This window comes from Bradyrhizobium sp. 44, assembly GCF_023073095.1.
Lineage (GTDB): Bacteria > Pseudomonadota > Alphaproteobacteria > Rhizobiales > Xanthobacteraceae > Bradyrhizobium.
Map to the genome: position 1 here is coordinate 169,326 of NZ_JADPIY010000008.1, position 22,599 is coordinate 191,924.

Below are 22,599 nucleotides of genomic sequence, written 5' to 3' on the forward strand. Positions count from 1 at the left end.
CCGGCCTGCATCGGAAGAGACTGGCGCACCCGACACGATTCGAACGTGTGACCTTTGCCTTCGGAGGGCAACGCTCTATCCAGCTGAGCTACGGGTGCTAGTCGAGGTTCATTTAGCCGATTGGCGGGGGGCGGGCAACCGCTTCCACCGTCTCCTGCCAGGCTGATTTGGGCTAGGCTGATTTACGGCCCGCGCTGCCAGGAACCGGTACGCCGTCCCGCCCGAGCTTGGCGAACTCGGCGAGCAGCCGTTCGGCACACATGATGCGGTTGCGGCCGAGCCGTTTGGCCGCATAGAGCGCCTGGTCGGCCGCGCCCAGCAGCCGGTCGGGGCTGTCGTCGGTTTCGTCGGGAATGTGGCTGGCGACGCCGACACTGAGGGTGACGCGGTCACCGGCCCCGACGGCGCCATGGGTGATCCGCAAAGCCATCACGGCGCAGCGGATCTCGTCGGCGATGACGCAGGCGGCATCGCAATCCATGTCCGGCAGGATCAGCGCGAATTCCTCGCCGCCATAGCGGCTGGCGAGATCGAGCGGGCGCACGGCATGCCGGCTGACGACGGACGCGACCGCGCGCAGGCATTCGTCGCCGCTCTGATGGCCGTGGCGGTCGTTGAACAGCTTGAAATGATCGACGTCGACGAACAGCAGCGCCATCGGCTTCTGCGTCCGCTGGGCGCGGGCCCATTCGCTCATCAGCATCTGGTCGAACGCGCGACGGTTCGACAGGCCGGTCAGCCCGTCCTTGGTGGCAAGCTCCTTCAGGGCCATCTCGGCGCGCTTCTGGTCGGTGAGGTCGCGCAGCGTCTCCACCACCGCAATCAGATGGCCGGCTTCGTCGTGGATCGGGCCGGCGTCGATGGCGAGATAGAGCTGGCTGCCGAGCTTCGGCATCACGCACCAGTTCTCGGCACTGAAGCCGAGCCCGTTATGGCCGCGCGCGCCATACTCCGAATAGAACTCCGGCAGCTGTTCAGGGCGGTCGAGCGCGACAAGGTCGGCGAGGCAAGGGCGCTTGGTCTCGTAGAAAGCCTGCCAGTGCTTATTGGTACCGATCACCTCGGAGGCGGCAACGCCGGTCAGCCGCTCGCAGGCTCTGTTCCAGATCACCACGCGGCGCCTGGGGTCGATCACGAAGGTCGGCACCACCAGATGCTGCATCAGCCGCACGGCATAGGAATCCGCAACGTCGACTGTCTTGGCTGACGTTTTCCCCGGCTTCGCCATGTCAGGCCACCGCCGCCACCGGCAAAGCATGGCTCGGACCGAACAGCTGTCGCACTTCGCTGGCCGGCTTCGGTCTGCTGAAAAGATAGCCCTGCATCTCCGTGCAGCCGAGCGCGCGCAGCATCTCGCGCTGCGCCTCGGTCTCGACGCCCTCCGCGACCGTGGTCATGTTGCTGGCGGCGGCGATGTTCACCACCGCCTGCACGATCACGGGCGCGCCGCTCGCCTCGGCGATATCAGCGACGAAGCAGCGGTCGATCTTGATCTTGTCGAACGGGAAGCGCTTCAGATAGCTGAGCGAGGAGTAGCCGGTGCCGAAATCGTCGAGCGCGATGCGCACGCCGATGGCGCGGAGCTGGTGCAGGATCGAGAGCGCCGCCTCGTCGTCGCGGATCAGCACGGCCTCGGTAATCTCGAGCTCGAGCCGGCACGGGGCAAGTCCGGAATCCGCGAGCGCGCCGGCGATCCGCAGCGCCAGCGTCTCGCATTTGAGCTGCACCGGCGAGACGTTGACCGCGACGCGCACATGCGCTGGCCAGGTCGCCGCCTCGTTGCAGGCCATGCGCAGCACCCAGTCGCCGAGTTCGTTGATCAGGCCGGTGTCCTCGGCGATCGGGATGAATTCGGCCGGCGATACCATGCCGCGCTGGGGATGCCGCCACCGCAGCAGCGCCTCGCAGCCCGTGACCTCGTTGGTGCGCAGGTCGACCAACGGCTGATAGTGGATCTCGAAGCCGCCGTTCACCAGGGCCTGGCGCAAATCCTGCTCCAGGCTCAGGCGCGCCTTGGCGCTCGCGTCCATCTCCGGCTCGAAGAAGCGGTGGGTGCGGCGGCCCTCGGCCTTGGCGCCGTACATCGCGAGATCGGCATTCTTGATGAGCTGGTCGAGATCGGTGCCGTCCTGCGGCGCCATCGCGATGCCGATGCTGGCGTCGGTCGAGAGCTGATGACCGAAGCAATGATAGGGCCGGCGGATCGCCTCGAAGATCCGCATCACGAATGACACCACGTCGGCGGATGACTCGATCCCGGTCTGGATCACCGCGAATTCGTCGCCGCCGAGCCGCGCGATCAGGTCGCCCGGCCCGAGGCAGCCGCGGATGCGGGCCGCGATTCCCTTCAAAAGCTCGTCGCCGACGTGATGACCGAGCGAATCGTTGATGCCCTTGAACTCGTCGACGTCGATATAGAGTAGCGCGAACTGATTGCCGCCGCCGACCTTCTCAAGTTCGCGCTCGATCTGCTCGCGGAACAGCGCCCGGTTCGGCAGGTCGGTGAGCGCATCGTAATGCGCCATATGCGCGATCTTCTCGTCGGCACGCCGCCGTTCGGTGACATCCTCGACGACATTGATCAGGTAACGCGGCTCGCCGGATTCATCGCGGATTCCGATCCGGGTCGAGGTGATGTAGCGCATCCCCTTGGCCTGGCTCTGCCAGGCATGTTCGTCCTTGAACAATCCCCCGCCCGCCTTCAGCGCCTTGCTGTCGTCGTCGGTGACGATCCTGGCGGAGGCATCCGGATAGATGTCGAAGGGAGTCTTGCCGACGATGTCTTCACTCAATTGACCGAATTGCTCTTCGGCGGTCCGGTTGACCAGCAGATATCGCCGCGTTTGAGCATCCTTCACCGTGATCTGCGACGGGATGTGGTCGATGATCTCGCGCAGGAACATGTAGTTGCGATCGCGTTCCTGCTCCAGCTTGCGGCGTTCGGTGATGTCTTCGATCGTGGCCACCCATCCGCCCTGCGCGAGCGGGGTATTGATGACCTGGAAAGCGCGGCCGCTCGGCAAGTGATGGCTTCTGGTGGAGACCGTGCCCTCCGCGACGACCCTCATGACCTCGGCGCAAAATGCCTCGACATCGCCGTCGAACGCGCCGCGCTCCTTGCGGTGATACATCGCCTCACGGATGTGACAGCCGGGCTTGATGACGTCGTGAGAGAGGCCGAACATGTCGGCGTAGCGGCGGTTGCAGGTGACGATGTAGCCAGCGGCATCGTACAGGATCAGCCCTTGCGACATGTTGTTCAAGGCGGTGTCGAGCCGCCCTCGCTCCGCTTCCAGTCGCTGCTGCGCCTCGCGGTTCTGCCGGTTGATCTGGCGAACGATCAGGAACAGGATCAGCGCAATCACGGTGGCTGAAAGCGCGGCGGTGGTGACCATGAAACCGGTCTGCTGCCGCCAGTCGGCCAGCGCGGCTTTCGTGGTGTTGGTCGCGACGATGACCAGCGGGAAATGCGACAGCGAGGCCCCGGAGCCGAGGCGCTCGTCGCCGTCGATTGGGCCCTTGACGCGCAGGGTGTGCCGGCCACCTTCGGCCAGCATCTTGCGCATCAGCGGCGCGTCCTTGAAGTCCCTGCCGATCAGCTCTTCGACATGCGGGTAGCGCGACAGCATCTTGCCATTGCGGTCGAACAGCGAGATCGCCGTGCCCTCAGCAAGCGCAACGGACGCGAAATAGTTCTGGTAGCTGTCCGGATCGATCCGGCGGACCATCGTGCCGAGGAAGCTGCCGTCCGCGCCGCTCAGCCGACGCGCGACGATCGTGGTCCATTTTCCGATGATGAAGCTGCGGACCGATTCCAGCGCCACCGGTTCGGCCATCGGATTCGATTTGAACGTCTGAAAGTAGGCGCGCGAGGAGATGTTGATCTTGGGCAGCGGTTGGGCCCGCGACCAGTTGATCAGTTCGCCGTCGGCATCGTAGATCGCGATGTCGCCGAGATAGGACACGGAGCTGATCTTGCTCCGCAACATCTGGTTCGTCGCGGGTCCGGACATGCGCTCGCGGAACATCGCGGCCGAACTGATCTCCGGCAAATTCATCTGCCCGATCACGTCGGCGGCGACGACGTCGGAATCTTCGAATTGCTGATCGAAGTGCCGCGCGATCAGCTGTACCGTATTTTCCAGCTCGCGTTCGCGGTTGGTCAGGGTACGTTCGCGAAATTCGCCGACGGCCATGGCGGTCACCGCGAAGATCCCCGCGACCAGCAACACGCCGCACAAAGTGAGCCACAGCACCGGTCCGCGCCGAATCGCTGCCTCCCAGCCGTGCTTCGCGGCTAGGAACATTCCGGCTGCAATCCTTGCAAAGACCTGGCGCATTCCCCCTCCCTGAAGGGACAGGGATACACCACACAAATGGCGTAAAGCTTAGGAAAGCCAGTTACCTGAGCGTTAATCTCGTTGCGTGATCGCAGTCGCGTCCAGCGAGCTGCCGCGCTGCATCATGAATCGTGCGTTAATGCGAGCTGCCCGCGCTCTTGTCGCCGCCGAGATTGCGCAGCCGTCCGACCACGCCGGTCGGAAAGAAGTAGACGCTGGCGATGAAGAGCAGCCCGAGCCACAGCAGCCAGCGGTCCGGATGCAACAGCCCCGGCAGCAGCGGCAGACCGGCTTCCGACGCCGCCTTGGAGGCGACGCCCATCAGCGCCTGCAGATAGTTCTGGGCGAGAATGAAGATGGTGGCGCCGATGATCGCGCCGTAGATCGTGCCCATACCGCCGATCACGACCATGAGGAGAATGTCCAGCATGATCGAGAAGCTGAGCGAGGTATCGGGGCCGGCATAACGCAGCCACAGTGCATTGAGAATGCCGGCGCCGGCGGCGACCAGTGCGGCGATGCAGTTGGCGTAGCTCAGGTGGAAGACGGTGCGGAAGCCGAGCGCCTCGGCGCGGAAGCGGTTCTCGCGGATAGCCTGCAGCACGCGCCCGAACGGCGAATTCACCACCCGCAGCAATGCGAGGATCATCAGGGCCGAGACGGCGAACACCAGATAGTAGGTCAGGATGCGGCCGTTGACTTCGAATCCCAGCACGTTCCTGGAGATCAGCACCGTGCCGGGCCTGAGCAGCTCGGGCAGCTGAAAGCTGCGGCCATCTTCGCCGCCGGTCAGCCAGGACAGTTGCGAGGCCAGCACCTGGAAGGCGGATGCAACCGCGAGCGTGATCATGGCGAAAAAGATCGCGGCGACCCGCAGCGAGAACAGTCCGATCGCAAGCGCAAGCAGTGCGGCAAGCGGCAGGCCGATCACGATGCCGGTTGCAACCGCACCCCAATTCGGGCCCATCCCGTACAGCGCGATCGCGATCGCGTAGCTGCCGATCCCGTAGAACATGGTGTGTGCGAACGACACCGAGCCGGTATAGCCGAGCAGCAAATCGTAGGAGGCGACCAGCGCGGCGAAGACGCAGATCTTGGCCGCGACGTTCAGCGCTTTCGCCCCGGGGAACAGGAACGGTGTCGCCACCAGCGCCAGGATGGTGAGGACGAGAACGAGCGTGAGCACGCGGCTGCGCGGCGGATCTCCTGACAGGATCATCATCGGCTGGTCACCGCATAAAGGCCGCGCGGCCGCCACATCAGAATGGCGACCATCAGCAGGATATTGGAGACGAGGGCGAGCTTCGGCACCAGGAAGCCACCGTAATTGGCAATCATCGCCACCAGGATCGCGCCGATGAAGCAGCCGCCGATCGAGCCGAGGCCGCCGATGATGACGACGATGAAGATTAGGACGGTGAGGTCGTCGCTCATGGAGGCGTGAACCTGCTCGCGATACAGCGCCCACATCACGCCGCCGAGGCCGGCCAGCGCCGACCCCGTCATGAACACGCCGAGGAACAGGCGGCGAATGCGATAGCCGAGCGCCTCGACCATCTCGCGGTTCTCGACGCCGGCGCGGATCAGAAGCCCGAGCTTGGTCCGGTTGAGCACGAGCTGGATCGCGATGAAGACGGCAAGGCCGATCAGCGTCGCCAGCACGCGGTATTTCGCGATCGCGACGTCCCCGAGGATGAAGGAGCCGCGCAACGACGTCGGCAGGGGCGTCGGGATGATCTGCGGCCCCCACACCGCATACAGCGTCTGCTCGGCGACGATCAGGCCGCCCGTCGTCATCAGGATCTGCTTTAGATGCTGGCCGTAGACGGGCAGGATCAGCACCCGCTCGACAATCAGGCCGAGCGCGCCGGAGACCGCCATCGACAGCAATGCCGCCGGCGCCAGCACCGCGAGGTTGATCCACAGCGAATCCGCCTGGAGGGAAGCGGCGAACGGCGCCAGCACTAGGGTCGCGACATAGGCCCCGACCGCGATGAAGGCGCCATGGCCGAAATTGAGCACGTCCATCAAGCCGAACACGAGCGTGAGCCCGGAGGCCATGATGAAGATCATCATGCCCATCGCGAGGCTCGCGGCCGTCAGCGTCAGCAAGGTGCTGGGGGAGCCGATCAGCGGGATCATCACGAGGGCGACGGCGATCGGCAGCAGGATCGGCGCGATGTCGCGCTTCGGCTTCGGCAGCGGATCGGTTGCGGCGAGATCGGTCATTGATGCGCCTCCAGGCTCAGGCCGAGCAGCCGCTCCTGCAGCGGCACGTCGGAGGCCAAGGCCGCCATCTCGCCGCGATGAACGATGGTCCCGTTGTCCATCACCAGCACGTCGTCGCCGAGCTCGCGGGCGGCAAAGAAATTCTGCTCGACCATCAGGATCGTGGCGCCCTTGCGCTTGATCTCCTTCAGGCACTCGATCAGCGCCATCACGATCGCTGGAGCCAGTCCCTTGGTCGGCTCGTCAATCAGCAGGAGCTTGCGCGGTTCGACGATGGCGCGGGCAATCGACAACATCTGCTTCTGTCCGCCCGAGAGACTTCCCGCGCGCGATAGCCAGAACCGGCGCAGCGCCGGGAAGAAGCCAAAAATCCAGTCGAGCTGGGCGTCATCGAGCGGCCCGGCGCGCGCCGCCAACACCAGGTTCTCCTTCACCGTGAGGTCGGAAAACACTGCCATGCTCTCCGGCACGTAGCCGACGCCGAGCCGCGCGACGTCGGGCGTCGCACGGCTCTCGATGCGCTCGCCGGCGAGGCTGATCTCGCCGGAGGAGGCCTGCCAGAGGCCCATGATGGTGCGCAACGTCGTGGTCTTGCCGGCGCCATTGCGGCCGAGCAGCATCGTGGTCTGCCCCTGCGCGACAGCGAGGTCGATGCCCTGGAGGATGTGATAGCGGCCGATATGGGTGTGCACGCCGGAGAGCCTCAACAGATCGGTCATGCTGCGCCCCCTGCAACTTTATTCCCTTCAGATGTGTTGGGCGCGACGCCGAGATAGGCTTCCTGCACGATCGGTGACGCGATCACTTCGGCCGGCGGACCGTCGGCCACGAGCTGCCCGTTATGCAGCACGATGATGCGGTCGGCGAGCGATCGCACCACGTCCATCTTGTGCTCGACGAGCAGAATGATCCTGCTCTTGTCCTGCTTGAGCTGCGCGATCAGGTTCAGCACGACCGGCACCTCGTCGATGCTCATGCCTGCGGTCGGCTCGTCGAACATGAAAACCTTCGGTTCGAGCGCCATCATCAGCGCGACCTCGAGCTTGCGCTGATCGCCATGCGACAGTGCGGTCGCGGCGACGCCACGGCGGCCGCCGAGCGCGACCTGATCCAGGATAGCATCGGCGCGGGCGATCAGATCGCGGCGGACCATCCAGGGCCGCAGCATGTCGTAGTGAGTGCCGTTGGCGGCCTGCACGGCAAGGCGCACGTTCTCCTCCACCGAGAGGTTCGGAAAGAGGTTTGTGAGCTGGAACGCGCGCCCGAGGCCCGCGCGCGTCCGCATCGGTGCGGAATGCTGGGTGATGTCGGTGCCATCGAACAGAATGCTGCCGCTCGATGCGCGGAGCTGGCCGGAGATCAGGTTGAAATAAGTCGTCTTGCCGGCGCCGTTCGGGCCGACGATCGCGGTGAGCTCGCCCGGGCGGAAGCTGCAGGTGACGCTGTTGACCGCGACATGGCCGCCGAAGCGGATGGTGAGGTCGCGGGTTTCGAGGGTCAGCGTCATGGGTCTGGCAATGATGAGAGGAGAACTTGTCCGCGATCACGCTGCGCTGCCTCGGCTACTGAGAGGGTGTCTCCGCAATCGAGAACCCCCAGGAGGACAGAGCCCTCTCCCGGCCTCTCCCGCAAGCGGGAGAGGTGGAGAAGCACCTAGCGCTTGTTCTTGATCGGAACGTCCATGTCCTCGATCTTCAGCTCGCGCACCGGCTCGAGCACGGCCCAGGCGACGTTCGGATCGACCTTGACCTTGAAGTGATACATGCTCTGGAGCGCCTGATGGTCTTCCTTGCGGAACATCATCTTGCCCTTCGGCGTGTCGAACTCCAGGCCTTCCATGGCCGTGATCAGCTTCTCGGTGTCGGTCGACTTCGCCTTGGTGACGGCGGCGACGACGGACATCGCGGCGGCGAAACCGCCCGCGGTGAAGAAGTCCGGCGGCGCGTTGAAGCGCTTCTGGTGCTCGGCGACGAACCAGTCATTCACAGGGTTCTTCGGGATCGCGTAGAAATAATAGGTCGCGCCTTCCATGCCGGGCAAGCCCTTGTAGGCGGCGAGCGCCGGCAGGATGTTGCCGCCGGTGGACAGTTCGATGCCGTAGCGCTTCGGATCCATGTCCTGGAGTTTTGCCAGTGGATTGCCGGCGCCGGCCCAGATCACCCAGATCACCTTGCGGCCCGGCTTGTCCTTCAGCGCGTCGAATAGGCGCTGGCCAACCGCGGTGAAGTCGGTGGTGGAGGTCGGGGCATATTCTTCGGCGGCGAGCGTCGCGCCGGTCTTGCCGAGCGCCTCCTTGAAGGCGGCGACGCCGTCGCGGCCGAAGGCATAGTCCTGCGCCAGCGTCGCGACGGTGACGCCCTGCTTGCCGATCGCGACCGCGTTCGAAATCGCGTCCTGCGACGAGTTGCGCGCGGTGCGGAAGATGTAGCGATTCCACTTCTCGCCGGTAATCTGGTCCGCGACCGCGGGCTCGACGATCAGGATCTTCTTGTTTTCCTCGGCGACGGGCAGGATCGCGAGTGCCGCGGCCGACGAGGTCGTGCCGATCGCGATGTCGGCCTTGTCGTCCTGATAGGCTTCCGCGAGCGCGGCCTTGGAGAGATCCGGCTTGCCTTGGTCGTCCTTGGTGATGACAACGATCTTGCGCCCGTCGAGCGTCATGGTGCCCTTGGTGGCGTATTCAAAAACCATCTGCAGGCCGGTCTCGGTCTGCTTGGCATAGGCCTCGAGCGGGCCGGTCTTGCCGTAGATCAGCGCGACCTTGAGATCGTCGGCCTGTGCGGAGGTGCTCGCGGCGAGGGCGAGGATGGTTGTTGCTAAGATGAGCGATCGACGCACGGTGGTCCCTCCTGATGAATTCTTTGGCCATAGCGATTTGCACAACCGTGCGGACATTGCAATTCCACCTTCCGGCAGACCACGCGACGGGCATGTGTGACATTGTCCCGACCCGGCCGCGCCGGATCGCTTCTGCCGAGGAGATCGGCAGAAGCAATTATGACCTCACCCGTGGAACGGGTTGCTCAGGCTTTGCAAAGTAACGATCAGGCCCGGGGTTACCGCCGATATCCGTTCGCGCGGGAATAGCCCTGCCGGTTCTGTTGCGTCGAGCGGTTTGTGACGCTGGCGCGTGCTTCGCTGGAGATGGGCGTTGCGAGCTTCAGCTCCTCCAGGAAGATCGGCCGGGAAAAATAATAGCCCTGCGCGTAACGGATCTTGGTCGCAGCCTGGAGGTAGGCGAGCTCCTCGTAAGATTCGATGCCTTCGGCGATCACGGTCATGCCGAGCGCTTCGCTCAGGGATTCGATCGCGCGCAGGATGCCCTGGTTGCGCGGGCGCTTATGGATATCGGTGATGAAGGAGCGGTCGATCTTGATCTCGTCCGCGGTGATGTCGGCCAGCGCCGAGAGAGAGGAATAGCCGGTGCCGAAATCGTCGATCGAGATGGCGACACCGAGCTTGCGGAACATCGGCAGGATCTCGGCCTGGAAATGATTCTTGGCGACGAAGGCGTCTTCCGTCACCTCGATCATGAAGCGCTGCGGAAAGCCGGTGTCGTCGAGCGCCTGGGCAAAGCTGCGCATGAATTCGGGGTTGCCGGCCTGCTTGGCCGCGACGTTGATGCTGATGGTCGCTTCGGCACCGAACGTCTCGTTGATCAGGTCGATCGACTTGACGATTTCGGCGAGCACGAGATGGGTCAGCTCGTCGATCAGCCCGAGTTCGGTGGCAAGATTGATGAACGAGCCGGGCGCCTGGATCACGCCCTCGTCATCACGCAGCCGCACCAGGGCCTCGATGCCCTTTACCTCCTGCGTACGGATGTCGACCTTGGACTGGAAGGCGCAGCAGAAGCGCTTCTCGAGGATGGCCTGCCGCAGCGACTGCTCGATCTTCATGCGCGCCAGCGCCTCGCGCTCCATGCTGGAGTCGAAGAAGGCCGCCGATCCCTTGCCGTCATTCTTGATGCGGTACATCGCGATGTCGGCGTTCTGACGCAGTGTCTCGAAGCTGCTTCCGTGATCGGGGTAGAGGCTGATGCCGACGGAGGTTGAGGCGAACACTTCCGAATTGTCGATGAAGAACGGCGCGGTCAGCCGCTCCAGCGTCGACTGCATGAACTCGGCGACTTCCTCCTGGCTCTGGATCGGTGACAGCAGCAGCAGGAACTCGTCGCCGGAGATGCGCGACAGCATGTCCGAGTCGCGCAAGCCGCGTCCAAGCCGCTTCGACAGCTCGACCAGCAGGGCATCGCCCACCGCGTGGCCGTAATAGTCGTTGATGTGCTTGAAATTGTCGACGTCAAGAAAGGCGAGCGCAAAGCGCTCGCCGGCGCGACCCTGCGCGAGCAGGCTGGTGGCGCGATGTTCGATCACGCGCCGCGAGGGCAGGCCGGTCAGCTCGTCGAAATAGGCCGAGCGGAACAGCTGGTCCTCGAAATTCTTCTGCTCGGTGATGTCGGAGGAGGCCGAGATCAGCAGCTCGCGTCCGTCGAAGCGGACCGGACGGTGGGTGGTCAGCAGCACCTGGCGTGCGGCTCCGTCGTGGAGCGCTTCCTCGGCGACGACCGCACGGCCGGAGCTCAGAGCCTGCCGGCAGGCTTCCTGGCGGGGCGCGAGATCGCGCGAGGGGCGGCTGCCGTCCATGCCGAGCTGGGCGGCCGCGACATCGTTGACCAGGAGAAGTTCGCCTTGCGCGTCCTGCACGGTCAGGCCGGCAGGCAGCATTCTAACGATTTCCTTGAGGAATCCGAGTTCGGCTTCGCTCGCGCCGGAATATTTGTTGTCGTTCATAGAAGTCATGAATCTTGTTGTTTCAGCGCGCTTTTGCAATGGCCGCGATCTTGCGCGGTTCCCTCTTAAGTTTGGTTAAGGGGTCCGGAGAATTACGGTGGTGTTTTGCGGCGATGCGACGCGCGCAGCCCATCGTCATTAACAGGGCGTCAACGCGTCCGGCGAAACCGCGAACGACGCGCGCGAACGGCTTTCGGTTGCGCCGTGTCTAACCGTCCTTGGGGATGCGGCATTGCATGGTGCAATGAAGTCCGGTCCTGAGATAGGAGACCTCCGTCTTGCCGTCGAAGGCCGACAGCGCGGACTTCAACAGCTTGGTGCCGAAACCCGGCTCGGAGACCTTGTCGACGCTCGGGCCCTCGGTTTCATCCCAGGTCACGGTCAGACGGTCGTCGCTGACGGTCCATGACACCTGCAACAACCCGCGTGGCGCGGAGAACGCGCCATATTTGCCCGCGTTGGTGGCGAGTTCGTGAAACATCAGGGACAGCGTGACCGCAAGCTTCGGCGGCAGGAACAGCCGGTCGCCGTTCAGCGTGAAGCGGACATGGCCATAAGGGCCGAGCTCGGAGATCAGGAGGTCGCGAATGTCGCAGCCGGCCTTGTCGATCCGCGAGATCAAATCGTCGGTCGCGGCAAGCGACCGCAGTCGCGGATCGATCCGGGCCCAGATTTGCGGCTGATCGTGCAACACTTGATGCAGCACCGCATGCACCGTCGACAGCTTGTTCTTCAGCCGGTGCTGGAGCTCGTCGACCAGCAGCTTGCGATAGTCTTCCTCCTCGATCAGGCGTCTGGATATCCGGCGCTGCTCGACAAGGAGCGAGCGATAATGCTCGACGCCCCAGATGGTGAGGGCGCTGACCGCCCAATAGAGCGCCAGCAGGGCGAATCGCGCGTTATCGGCAAGGGCATCGCCAAAATTCACGACGACGCCGAGCACGCCGCCGACCAGCGCCGTGATGATGCCGATGCGGAAGCCGCCGAACGCGGCCGCAAAGAATACGGCCGGGAAATACGGCGTGAAATAGACGTCGGGCCGCACATGGGCGAGAGCCCAGCGCGCCAGCGTCGCAACCAGCAGGCAGGCGACCGCAAACGCGAGGCTCAGGCCGAGCGATGGCGGTGCCACGCCCTGCCAGCCCTTGCGGAATTCGTCGATCAGCTTCCCCATGCGCGATCCGGTGGCGATATGCGTTCGACAATCGAGCGGTCGCCAGGAATGTTACGCATGTCGCCGGCCCCAAGCAAAGCTTGCCTTGTCGGAAGCCGGCAGGAATAGTGCCTGCTGCGGCGCCAACTGTCGCGGCGCCGTCGTAGATCGGTGTCCGCCATTTGGCGTCAAGGGGTTAGAAAACAGGGACATTCCATGGGCAGGTTGGATGGCAAGGTCGCGGTGATCACGGGCGCGACGAGCGGGATCGGGTTGCGCACTGCTGAAGTCTTCGTTGCCGAAGGTGCCAAAATTGTGATCGCGGGCCGGCGCATACCGGAAGGCGAGGCGCTGGCGAAGCAGCTCGGGCCGAATTGCGTCTTCCGCCAGACGGATGTGACGGTCGAAGCGCAGATGCAGGCGCTGATCGCGCTCGCGGTGGGCAAATTCGGCCGCATCGACTGCCTGTTCAACAATGCCGGCGGCCCGGCGCAGACCGGCGGCATCGAAGGCCTCGAGGTCGAGCGCTTCGACGCGGCGATGGCGACCTTGGTGCGCAGCGTCATGCTCGGCATGAAGCACGCCGCGCCCCACATGAAGAAGCAGGGCTTTGGCAGCATCATCAACAATGGCAGCATCGCCGGCCGTCTCGCCGGCTTCTCGTCGTCGATGGTCTATGGTGCGGCCAAGGCGGCGGTGATCCACCTCACCAAATGTGTGGCGATGGAGCTCGGCGAATCCAACGTCCGCGTCAACTCGATCTCGCCCGGCGCCATCGCGACCGGCATTTTCGGCAAGGCGCTCGGGCTTTCGACCGACGCGGCGGAGAAGACGCCGGCGGTGATGCGCGAGGTCTACAAGACCGCGCAGCCGATCCCGCGTGCCGGCCTTCCCGATGACATCGCCCACGCAGCGGTGTTCCTGGCCAGCGACGAATCCAGCTTCATCAACGGCCATGACCTCGTCATCGACGGCGCGATGACCGGCGGCCGCAACTGGAGCCAGCAGCAGCAGGGCTACGTGGCCCTGCGCAAGGCGTTCGATCAGGGGGCCGGATAATTTCGTCATTGCGAGGAGCGAAGCGACGAAGCAATGACGACTGCGATGCTCACACCGCCTTCACCCGCACCCGCAATCCGTCGCGCGGTTTCGGGATCGGCCACATCTGCCAGTCCGGCTTGTAGCCGGGCTCGAGCGATACCTCGATGTTCTGCAAGAAGTGCCGCGCGAAGCATTTGGCCTGCATGTAGGCGAAGTGCAGGCCGAGGCACATATGCGCGCCGCCGCCGAACGGGACCCAGGCGAAGCGGTGGCGGTTGCGCTGGGCCTCCTCGGTGAAGCGCAGCGGATCGAAGCGATCCGGCTCCGGCCAGATGTCCTTCATGTGGTGGGTGTAGAGCGGATTGACGCCGATCGCGGTGCCGGCCGGAATCGAAAAACCCTTGAAAGTGAAATCGCGCATGGCGCGGCGCGGCATTGAGGGCACCGGCGGCTTGATCCGCAGCGCTTCCTTGAACGCCATCTCCGACAGCGGCATCTTTTCGAGATCGTCGAAGCTGCTCGGCGCATCGGGGGCGAGCCCCAGCGCCATGACCTCCGCGCGAAGCTTGTCCTGCCAGTCGGGATTTGCCGCGAGCTCGCCGATGAACGAGGTCAGTGACGAGGTCAGCGTGTCGTGCGCCGCCATCATCAGAAAGCTCATGTGGTCGATGATGTCCTGTTCCGAGAGCAGCGCGCCGTCCTCGTGGGTTGCGCGGCAGAGCTGCGAGAACAGGTCATCACCGCCGTGATTGCCGCGTCGCAGCGGAATCTGCTCGCGGAAATAAGCGACGATGCGCTTGCGTCCCCTGACGCCGGCCGCCATCTGCGTGCCGGGCAGCGGTCGGCGGATCGGGGCGACGGCGGCGGCGACCATGTCGACGAAAGCGCGGTTGATCTCGTCGACCTCCGGCCCGATATCGGCGCCGAGAAAAGACGCGGCGGCGAGATCGAGCGTGAGCTGCTTCATCGCCGGATAAAGCTGCATCTCGCCGGGCTTTGCCTTCCACTGCGCGACGCGGGCGGCGATGCCGCGGTCGAGATCGCTCAGATACGATTTCATCGGTCCGGACTTGAATGCGACCGACAGCGCCTTGCGGTGCAGCCGGTGCTCCTCGAAATCCAGCAGCATCAATCCGCGCGGAAACAACAGGCCGAGCACCTTGTTCCAGCCATGGGTCGAGGAGAACAGCTTTTGCTGGTCGAACAGCACGAGTTCGTTGGCCTCGGGGCCAAGCAGCACGACATTGGTCTCGCCGAAGAAATGCGTGCGATAGACCAGGCCGTATTTGGCACCATTCGCCTCGATATGCCCCTTGGGGTCGGCGAGCACCTGGAAGGTCTTGCCGATGATCGGCCAGCCTTCGTCGCCGGGGATGTGGGTCAGCTCGTTGCGCTTGGGCGGAGTGAAGCCGAGCGCAGGCGCGGCCACATTCTGCATCGACATGACGATTGCTCCGGTTGGCGAGACCCGGCCAACATAGCACAATCCGTGACGAGGACTCTGCGCTACCGCTTCGCCGCTTCCTTCTGCAAATCCGGCGCATTGACGGCCGGAATCGCGACGCGGCCGGCGCCGGTCACCTTCAGCGCCTCGGCGGCCTTCTCGTTTTCCATGATCTTGGCCATCACGGCCTGTCCCGCGCGCTCGAAGATCGCGCGGTTCTCGATCACGAATTTTTGCGACTTGCGCAGGCCGTCGATGTAGCCGTTGATCTCGGGCACGACGTAGCGCGCGACAAGGTCCCAGCTCCGGCGCGTGTTCTCCGGGTTGGCCCAGTCGTGCACGAAGCCGATGACGGCACCGACTCCGCCGGAGACCTGCATCACGTTCTTGATCATCTTGACGAGGTCGTCGGGCGTGCCGATGACGGAGGCCGCGCCGTCGACGAAAGCGGTCTTGTCCACGGCCTCGTCGGGTGAGGCGAACGCAGTCAGGCCCGGCCGCTGTAGCGTGCCGACATTATATTCGTTGTGCCAGCGCATCAGCCCGGTGCCGGCCTCGCGGCGCGCCTGCTCGCGGGTCTCGGCGATGTGCCAGGTCAGCAGCACGCGCCAGTTCGCGCGATCGACTTTGGTGCCGTGCTTTTTCGCCGCGTCCTCGGCGAACTGCCATTGCTGCTGCAGCGACATCAGCCCCTGCGTCGTCATCGAACCCAGCGAGATGATACCGATGCCGTATTTGCCGGCGAGCGTCATGCCGGAGGGCGAGATCTGCGAGGCCACCACGAACGGCATTTCCTCCTGCAACGGCAGCAGCTGCAGCGCGGCGTCGTTCATGGTGAACCAGTCACTCTTCGCGGTGACGCGCTCGCCATTGAAGAGGCGGCGGATCACCGCGATCGCCTCGTCCTGGCGGTCGCGCTGCGTCATCGGATCGATGCCGAGCGTATGCGCGTCGGAGGCGAGCGCGCCGGGACCGGAGCCGAAGATGGCGCGGCCGCCGGTCATGTGGTCGAGCTGCACCATGCGCTGCGCGACGTTGTAGGGATGATGATAGGGCAACGACACCACGCCGGTGCCGAGCCTGATCCGCTTGGTGCGCTCGCCGGCCGCCGCCAGGAACATCTCCGGCGAGGCGATCATTTCCCAGCCGGAGGAATGATGCTCGCCGCACCAGAACTCGTCATAGCCGAGGCTATCCAACTGCTCGACCAGGTCGAGATCGCGCCGGAACTGGAGCGTCGGATGCTCCCCGATCGGATGATGCGGGGCGAGGAAGGCTCCGAACTTCAGGCGCGCCATGGCGTTCTCTCCGGCTTGATTTTTTGCTTGTTTGTGGCGCGAAGCTACGTGCTGGAGACAGCGAACGCAATCGCGCGATGTCCCGCGCGGCGGAATGCAGCCATGCGTGTGTCGTCTCCCTCTCCGTGGCACGCAGAGAATGGCGGAACGCGCGGGCATCCTACCTTCGAGGTAATCGCGGCACCGCATTAGGCCTGCGATGATCGGCAACGACATCCGAAAGGTCGCGCGCCGATGCATCAAACCGTCACAAAGCAGATCGATACGTCGCGTCGCTGGTGGGTGCTGGCGATCGTCGTGGCCGCCCAGTTCATGTTCGGCGTCGATGCTTTCGTGGTCAACGTCGCCATTCCGACCATCGCGGTCGAGTTGAAGGCATCGCCTGCGCAGATCGAATCCGTCATCGCGATCTACCTGATCGCCTATGCTACGCTGGTCGTCACCGGCGGCCGGCTTGGCGACATTCACGGCACCAGGAACGTGTTCCTGGCTGGCCTGCTCGGCTTCACCCTGACGTCGCTGTGGTGCGGACTGGCGCAATCCGGTGCGGAATTGATCGTCGCGCGGCTGACGCAGGGTGCTTCCGCCGCGCTGATGGTGCCGCAGGTGCTGGCGACGCTGCATCTCCTGTTCACCGACGGACAGCGCAACCGCGCCTTCGCCATCTACGGCATCGCGCTGGGACTCGCGGGTGCCGCGGGCTTTGTGCTCGGCGGTCTCCTGGTCACGATCGATCTCGCCGGCACCGGCTGGCGCTCGGTATTCTTCGTCAATGTGCCGTGCGGTCTCGTCATCGCGGCTGCGGCCTGGCGCATCATGCCCTCGGTGCCGCGTCGCGCCGGCACGCGGCTCGATATCGCGGGCGGCATCGTCCTGTTCGCCGGATTGCTGTGCATGATCGGTCCACTGCTGCTCGGTCACGATGTCGGCTGGGCGCCGTGGCTGCGGCTGGTGATGGCGATCGGCGCCGTGATTCTCCTGGCATTCCCGAAACTGGAGCATGCGGTCGCACGCGCCGGCGGCATGCCGCTGATCGATCTCTCGCTGCTGGCGGACGCCGCTTTCCTGCGCGGCCTTGGCGCGGCGTTCTTTTTCTTCTGTGCCAATCTCTCGTTCTATCTGGTCATGACGCTGTTCATGCAGCGAGGGCTCAAAATCCCGCCGCTCGCGGCCGGCATGGCCTTCATTCCGCTCGCGCTCGCTTTCGTCGTGGCCTCGCGCCATAGCGGCGCACGGGCGCGTCATCGCGGCACCAGGGTCTTGATCGAAGGTTGCGCGCTTCAGATCGCGGGCCTCGCGGCGCTTGCGCTTGTCGCGTTCTCTGTCGATGCGCCGTCCGCGCTCCTGCTCGCGCTCACCATGATCGTCTTCGGCTACGGTCAGGGGCTGGTGATGGCGCCGCTCTCCGGCGCGGTGCTCTCGACGGTGAAGCCTGTGGCCGCAGGTTCTGCCTCCGGCATTTACGGCACCACGGCGCAGATCGGAAATGCGGCCGGAGTGGCCGCAATCGGCGCCGTGTTTTTTGCCGCCGAAGCCGTGCAATCAGCGCGCGCAGGATTTCTCGTCTCGCTCGGGCTGTTCGTGACATTAATCATGATCTGCGCCGCATTCCTGGCGTGGATGCGCCGTGCATCTGCACGAAGTTGAGGCATTGCGGTTAATACGTGCGGATTTCTGCAGGTTTTCCTGCGATTTAGCGCGTCATCGACAGCACACGGTCTTTTTATTTTGCGCTGCAGCAACTATTTGGTTTGGGTGGACGTTGAACGTCGCCTGCCAGGAGTTGCCGTGTCGTTAACCAGAAATGTCGATCTCTTGAGGCGTCTGCCAAAGCTGGACGGATTGCGCCTCGCCGAGTTTGGCCGGAGCGCCGATGCGTCCAGTCCGTTGCAAGAGGTCACGGGCTTCGGCGACAATCCCGGCAATCTGCGCCTGTTCGCGTTCGTGCCGCCGCAACTGCAGAACCCGCGCGCGCTCGTCGTCGTGCTGCACGGCTGCGGCCAGACGGCAGCAAGCTACGACCTCGGTGCCGGATGGTCGACGCTCGCCGAGCACTACGGCTTCGCGCTGTTGATGCCCGAGCAGCAGCGCGTCAACAACAGCAACACCTGCTTCAACTGGTTCAATCCGGAAGACACGGCGCGGGACAGCGGCGAGGCGTGCTCGATTCGCGAGATGATCGCGCATATGACCGAGACGCATCGCATCGATCCCCGCCGCATCTTCATCACGGGCCTGTCGGCCGGCGGCGGCATGACGTCGGTGATGCTCGCGACCTACCCTGAAGTCTTCGCGGCCGGCGCGGTCATCGCGGGACTTCCCTACGGAATCGCGACCAATCTGCGCGAGGCGCTCGACGGCATGTTTCATTCCCCGGAGCGGCCGGCGCGCGAACTTGGCGATCTGGTGCGGCGGGCCTCAGATCATCGCGGGCCCTGGCCCAGGATCTCGGTGTGGCACGGCAGCGCCGATCGCACCGTCAACCCCGGCAATGCCAACGAGATAGTCAAGCAATGGCTCGACCTGCACGATCTGCCTGAGGCGCCGATGGCGGAAACTGACATCGACGGCTATCCGCGCCAGGCCTGGTGGAACAAGGACGGCGAGACTCTCGTCGAGTCCTACGCCATCACCGATATGGCCCACGGCACGCCGCTCGGCCTTGCCGACAACGACCAGCGCTATGGCGTGGAAGGCGCGTTCCTGATCGAGGCCGGCATCTCCTCGTCCTATCACATCGCCAAATTCTTCGGCCTCACCGGCTGGATCCCCGACGCAGCGAAGAAGGCCGAGCCGACGCCGGCCCGCTCGTCCGCGCCGCATCTGGCCCGCTCGATCCGCGCCGCTGTCGCCGAAGAGCCGGCCGAGCCGAAGCGCGAGGACGCCCGCGGCTTCGATCTCGGCCAGATCATCACGCGCGCGCTCACCGCCGCGGGATTGATGAAATAAGTCAGGCCGTCGCGCCGATCCATTCGATCGGCGTCGCCGTCACCTCGCCGCCGGCGACCTTGCGCGTCATCTCCTGATAGGCCTTGAAGAAGTCGCGCGATTGCAGCGCCTTTTGCGCGGCTTCGTCGCTGACGCTGGCGAGATGGAAATAGCTGCCATTGTCGCGGTTCTTCAGGACGCGATAGCCGATCCGTCCCTTCAGCTCCGGATCGCCGTCGATCGCCTTGATGAAGCGGCCGACCTCCTGGTGCCAGGCCTCCGTCGTGCCGTTCTTGAATTCGTATCGGATCATGAAGTGCTTCATGTGACGCTCCCTGTTGGCGTTGTGCGTCATCATCTGCGTGCTGGATGCGATCCTGCAAGTATGGACAAAATTGATAGTATGGACTTTTTCGGCGTCGCTCCTATGCTCGGCCAAAGCGTTTTCGAGCGAAGTGGATACCGGTTCGCGTGAAGAAAACGCGTCAAAACAAAAAAGCTCGCACATGGAGGAAACGACATGGCCAGGGAAAGGACAAAGACTGTCCCCGCGCGCAACTGTCCGGTCGCGGCCTTTCAGAAGATGATCAGCGGCAAGTACAAGCTGCGCATCGTCTGGGACCTCAAGGACGGCCCGCGCCGCTATGGTGAAATCCGCAGCGGCCTGCTGCGCGGCACGGAAGGCAGCGCCGAGATCACCCCGCGCGTGCTGAGCCGCGAGTTGAAGGCGCTGACGGCGAGCGGCCTGATCGATCGCAAGGATTTTGGCGAGGTGCCGCCGAAAGTCGAGTATCGCCTCACCCGCAAAGGCAAGAGCTTTGTGCCCGTCGTCGCCGCGATCCGTGACTGGGGCGACCGCAACCTGAGCCAGCCCGCAGCGTTCGCAGACGCCGCGGAATAGGCGCTCACATCTCGCCGGTGATGAACGGATTGGTCATCCGCTCCTGGCCGATGCTCGAGCCGGCGCCGTGGCCGCAGATGAAGCCGACATCGTCGCCGAGCGGCAGCAGCTTGGTCTTGATCGACTCGATCAGGGTCGCATGACTGCCGCCGGGCAGATCGGTACGGCCGACCGAGCCCGCGAACAGGACGTCGCCGACATGGGCGAAGCGCAAGTCCTTGTTGAAGAACACCACGCTGCCGGGCGAGTGGCCGGGGCAATGATAGATCTCGAACTGGAGATCGCCGATCGCCACGCTGTCGCCTTCGTCGAGCCAGCGGTCCGGCTCGAAATTGCGCACCCCGCTCATGCCGAAGCGCGCGCCGCTCTCGACCACGTTGTCGAGCAGGAATTTGTCCGCGACGTGCGGGCCCTCAATCGGCACCTTCAGCGCGTCGCGCAGTTCAGCCGCGCCGCCGACATGGTCGATATGGCCGTGAGTGAGCCAGATCTTCTCCACGGTGACGCCGGTCTGCTTGATGGCCTCCAGGATCTTCGGCACGTCGCCGCCGGGATCGATCACCACGGCCTTCTTGGAAGGCTCGTCCCAGATGATGGTGCAATTCTGCTCGAACAGCGTCACGGGGACGATGATCGCGCCCGCCTTCGCGCCTGCCTGGGCTTGTGTCTCGTTTTGCTCGGTCATGGCGCCACAATGCCGATTTTTGCCATGCCGCCAAGCGAAAGATTTGTCCCAGGGTTCGGGAACAGCCGCGGACATCGTCACACGGCCGTCCCAATTCGCCTGCTGTTTTGAACCGGGGCGCTCCTTCCGCGTTCTCCCGCGCGAGAAGCAGTTTTTGGATGGATTTCCCGCATGGCTCAGGGCGGCAGCAATTGGTGGCGCGACGGCATCTTCTATCAGGTCTACCCGCGCTCCTTTCAGGATTCAAACGGCGACGGGGTCGGCGATCTCGCCGGCATTTTGCAGCGGCTACCTTATGTGAAATCGCTCGGCGTCGACGCGATCTGGCTGTCGCCGATCTTCCCCTCGCCAATGGCCGATTTCGGCTACGACATCTCCGACTACACCGGCATCGAGCCGCTGTTCGGCACGATGGCGGATTTCGATGCGCTTCTTGCCGCCGCGCATGACAACGGCCTCAAGCTGATCCTCGACCTCGTGCCGAACCACACCTCGGACCAGCATCCCTGGTTCGTCGAGAGCCGCTCCTCGCGCGACAATCCGAAACGCGATTGGTACATCTGGCGCGATCCGGGCGATGGTGGTGGCGTGCCGAACAATTGGCTGTCCGAGTTCGGCGGCAGCGCGTGGCAGTTCGACGAGACCACCGGTCAATACTACTATCACGCCTTCCTCGCCCAGCAGCCGGACCTCAACTGGCGCAATCCCGATGTCCGCGCGGCGATCTATGACGTGATGCGGTTCTGGCTGGAGAAGGGCGTCGATGGCTTTCGCGTCGACGTGATCTGGCACCTGATCAAGGACGCCGAGTTCCGCGACAACCCGCAAAATCCGCATTATGTCGAGGGCCGGCCGCCCAACGAAACGATCCTCACGCAATATTCCACCGACCAGCCGGAGGTGCACGACGTTATCGCCGAGATGCGCCGCGTCACGGATGCTTATGATGCCCGCGTCCTGATCGGCGAGATCTATCTGCCGCTGCATCGCCTGATGGCCTATTACGGCAACGATCTCACCGGCGCGCAGATGCCGTTCAATTTCGCGCTGCTCCAGACCTTCTGGAGCGCGCGCTCGATCGAGAAGATCGTCGAGGATTACGAGAAGGCGCTGCCGAAGGGCGCCTGGCCGAATTGGGTGCTCGGCAATCACGATCGCCCGCGCGTCGCAAGCCGCGTCGGGCCGGAGCAGGCCCGCGTCGCCGCCATGCTGCTGCTGACGCTGCGCGGCACGCCGACGCTCTATTACGGCGACGAGATCGGCATGCATCAGCTCGCGATCGCGCCTGAGGATGTGCGCGACCCCTTCGAGAAGAACGTGCCCGGCATCGGTGTCGGCCGCGACGGCTGTCGCACGCCGATGCAGTGGGATTCGTCCAACTTCGCCGGTTTCTCGGACGTCAGGCCATGGCTGCCGCTGCCGGAGGATCGCATCCTCAACAACGTCGTCGATGTCGAAGCCGATTCACGTTCGATCCTGACGCTCTACAAGCGCCTGATCGCGTTGCGCAAGGGCTGTCCGCCGCTGGTCGCGGGCGAATATCATCCGATCGCGGCGCAAGGCGATCTCCTGGTCTATCGCCGCGAGGCCGAGGGCAGGGCGGTGATCGTGGTGCTCAATCTCGGCCCTGAGCCGATCGTGGTCACTACCAGCGCGATCAGATTTGGCAGCGAGATTCTGCTGTCGACATTTCTGGATCGCGAGGGGGAGCGGATCGAAGGCGTGCTGGATTTGCGTGGCAACGAGGGGGTGGTGGTTACTCCGCCATCTTAGCCTTCGCCGGGACG

18 protein-coding genes and 1 tRNA gene are annotated in these 22,599 nt (G+C 64.3%); 5 read left to right on the forward strand and 14 right to left on the reverse strand.

Annotated features, from left to right (window positions below; all coding sequences use genetic code 11):
- Positions 1-21: 21 nt before the first annotated feature.
- The 10 genes from IVB41_RS02850 to IVB41_RS02895 all read right to left on the reverse strand — a co-directional run bounded on the left by IVB41_RS02850 (position 22) and on the right by IVB41_RS02895 (position 12,536).
- Positions 22-98, reverse strand: a tRNA-Arg gene (locus IVB41_RS02850).
- A 74-nt stretch (positions 99-172) separates the two neighbouring features.
- Positions 173-1,228: a diguanylate cyclase gene (locus IVB41_RS02855; RefSeq protein ID WP_247426474.1), complete on the reverse strand. Its 1,056-nt coding sequence runs from the start codon at positions 1,226-1,228 to the stop codon at positions 173-175.
- Position 1,229: 1 nt separating this feature from the next.
- Positions 1,230-4,340: an EAL domain-containing protein gene (locus IVB41_RS02860; RefSeq protein WP_247426477.1), complete on the reverse strand. Its 3,111-nt coding sequence runs from the start codon at positions 4,338-4,340 to the stop codon at positions 1,230-1,232.
- Between the two features lie 136 nt (positions 4,341-4,476).
- Positions 4,477-5,562: a branched-chain amino acid ABC transporter permease gene (locus IVB41_RS02865; protein ID WP_247426480.1), complete on the reverse strand. Its 1,086-nt coding sequence runs from the start codon at positions 5,560-5,562 to the stop codon at positions 4,477-4,479.
- Complete coding sequence (locus IVB41_RS02870; protein WP_247426483.1) at positions 5,559-6,569, reverse strand: branched-chain amino acid ABC transporter permease; 1,011 nt, start codon at positions 6,567-6,569, stop codon at positions 5,559-5,561. The genes IVB41_RS02865 and IVB41_RS02870 overlap by 4 nt, the downstream gene beginning before the upstream one ends.
- The gene (locus IVB41_RS02875) at positions 6,566-7,288 is read right to left on the reverse strand and encodes an ABC transporter ATP-binding protein (RefSeq protein WP_247426487.1); all 723 of its coding nucleotides are present in this window, start codon (positions 7,286-7,288) and stop codon (positions 6,566-6,568) included. Before IVB41_RS02875 ends, IVB41_RS02870 begins: the two co-directional genes overlap by 4 nt.
- Positions 7,285-8,076, reverse strand: a complete 792-nt coding sequence (locus IVB41_RS02880; protein WP_247426491.1) for an ABC transporter ATP-binding protein — start codon at positions 8,074-8,076, stop codon at positions 7,285-7,287. Before IVB41_RS02880 ends, IVB41_RS02875 begins: the two co-directional genes overlap by 4 nt.
- A 146-nt stretch (positions 8,077-8,222) precedes the next feature.
- Positions 8,223-9,407: a substrate-binding domain-containing protein gene (locus tag IVB41_RS02885; RefSeq protein WP_247426494.1), complete on the reverse strand. Its 1,185-nt coding sequence runs from the start codon at positions 9,405-9,407 to the stop codon at positions 8,223-8,225.
- Between the two features lie 218 nt (positions 9,408-9,625).
- Positions 9,626-11,362: a bifunctional diguanylate cyclase/phosphodiesterase gene (locus IVB41_RS02890; protein ID WP_247426496.1), complete on the reverse strand. Its 1,737-nt coding sequence runs from the start codon at positions 11,360-11,362 to the stop codon at positions 9,626-9,628.
- 208 nt (positions 11,363-11,570) lie between these two features.
- On the reverse strand, positions 11,571-12,536 hold the full coding sequence (locus IVB41_RS02895; RefSeq protein ID WP_027566067.1) for a sensor histidine kinase: 966 nt from the start codon (positions 12,534-12,536) through the stop codon (positions 11,571-11,573).
- Positions 12,537-12,731: 195 nt separating this feature from the next.
- Here IVB41_RS02895 and IVB41_RS02900 point away from each other — a divergent pair, with 195 nt between their 5' ends.
- Positions 12,732-13,574: an SDR family NAD(P)-dependent oxidoreductase gene (locus tag IVB41_RS02900; RefSeq protein WP_247357484.1), complete on the forward strand. Its 843-nt coding sequence runs from the start codon at positions 12,732-12,734 to the stop codon at positions 13,572-13,574.
- Between the two features lie 49 nt (positions 13,575-13,623).
- Here the strand turns inward: IVB41_RS02900 and IVB41_RS02905 are convergent, their stop codons facing one another.
- Together IVB41_RS02905 and IVB41_RS02910 are read right to left on the reverse strand one after the other, a co-directional pair.
- On the reverse strand, positions 13,624-15,000 hold the full coding sequence (locus IVB41_RS02905) for a cytochrome P450 (protein ID WP_247357485.1): 1,377 nt from the start codon (positions 14,998-15,000) through the stop codon (positions 13,624-13,626).
- 62 nt (positions 15,001-15,062) lie between these two features.
- A complete protein-coding gene (locus IVB41_RS02910; protein ID WP_247426499.1) occupies positions 15,063-16,298 on the reverse strand; it encodes an LLM class flavin-dependent oxidoreductase in 1,236 nt (411 codons plus the stop codon).
- Between the two features lie 234 nt (positions 16,299-16,532).
- Here IVB41_RS02910 and IVB41_RS02915 point away from each other — a divergent pair, with 234 nt between their 5' ends.
- Together IVB41_RS02915 and IVB41_RS02920 are read left to right on the forward strand one after the other, a co-directional pair.
- A complete protein-coding gene (locus tag IVB41_RS02915; protein ID WP_247426502.1) occupies positions 16,533-17,945 on the forward strand; it encodes an MFS transporter in 1,413 nt (470 codons plus the stop codon).
- A 141-nt stretch (positions 17,946-18,086) separates the two neighbouring features.
- Positions 18,087-19,247 (forward strand): PHB depolymerase family esterase, encoded by a 1,161-nt coding sequence (locus IVB41_RS02920; protein ID WP_247426505.1) that lies wholly within the window; start codon positions 18,087-18,089, stop codon positions 19,245-19,247.
- A gap of 1 nt (position 19,248) precedes the next feature.
- On the opposite strand, the gene IVB41_RS02925 is transcribed toward IVB41_RS02920, so the two are convergent.
- A complete protein-coding gene (locus IVB41_RS02925) occupies positions 19,249-19,551 on the reverse strand; it encodes a hypothetical protein (RefSeq protein WP_245286135.1) in 303 nt (100 codons plus the stop codon).
- 195 nt (positions 19,552-19,746) lie between these two features.
- On the opposite strand from IVB41_RS02925, the gene IVB41_RS02930 reads away from it, so the two are divergent.
- Positions 19,747-20,127 (forward strand): helix-turn-helix domain-containing protein, encoded by a 381-nt coding sequence (locus IVB41_RS02930; protein ID WP_247285180.1) that lies wholly within the window; start codon positions 19,747-19,749, stop codon positions 20,125-20,127.
- A 4-nt stretch (positions 20,128-20,131) separates the two neighbouring features.
- On the opposite strand, the gene IVB41_RS02935 is transcribed toward IVB41_RS02930, so the two are convergent.
- Complete coding sequence (locus IVB41_RS02935; protein WP_247426508.1) at positions 20,132-20,812, reverse strand: MBL fold metallo-hydrolase; 681 nt, start codon at positions 20,810-20,812, stop codon at positions 20,132-20,134.
- Positions 20,813-20,983: 171 nt separating this feature from the next.
- On the opposite strand from IVB41_RS02935, the gene IVB41_RS02940 reads away from it, so the two are divergent.
- Positions 20,984-22,585 (forward strand): alpha-amylase family glycosyl hydrolase, encoded by a 1,602-nt coding sequence (locus tag IVB41_RS02940; RefSeq protein WP_247426511.1) that lies wholly within the window; start codon positions 20,984-20,986, stop codon positions 22,583-22,585.
- Positions 22,586-22,599: the final 14 nt, after the last annotated feature.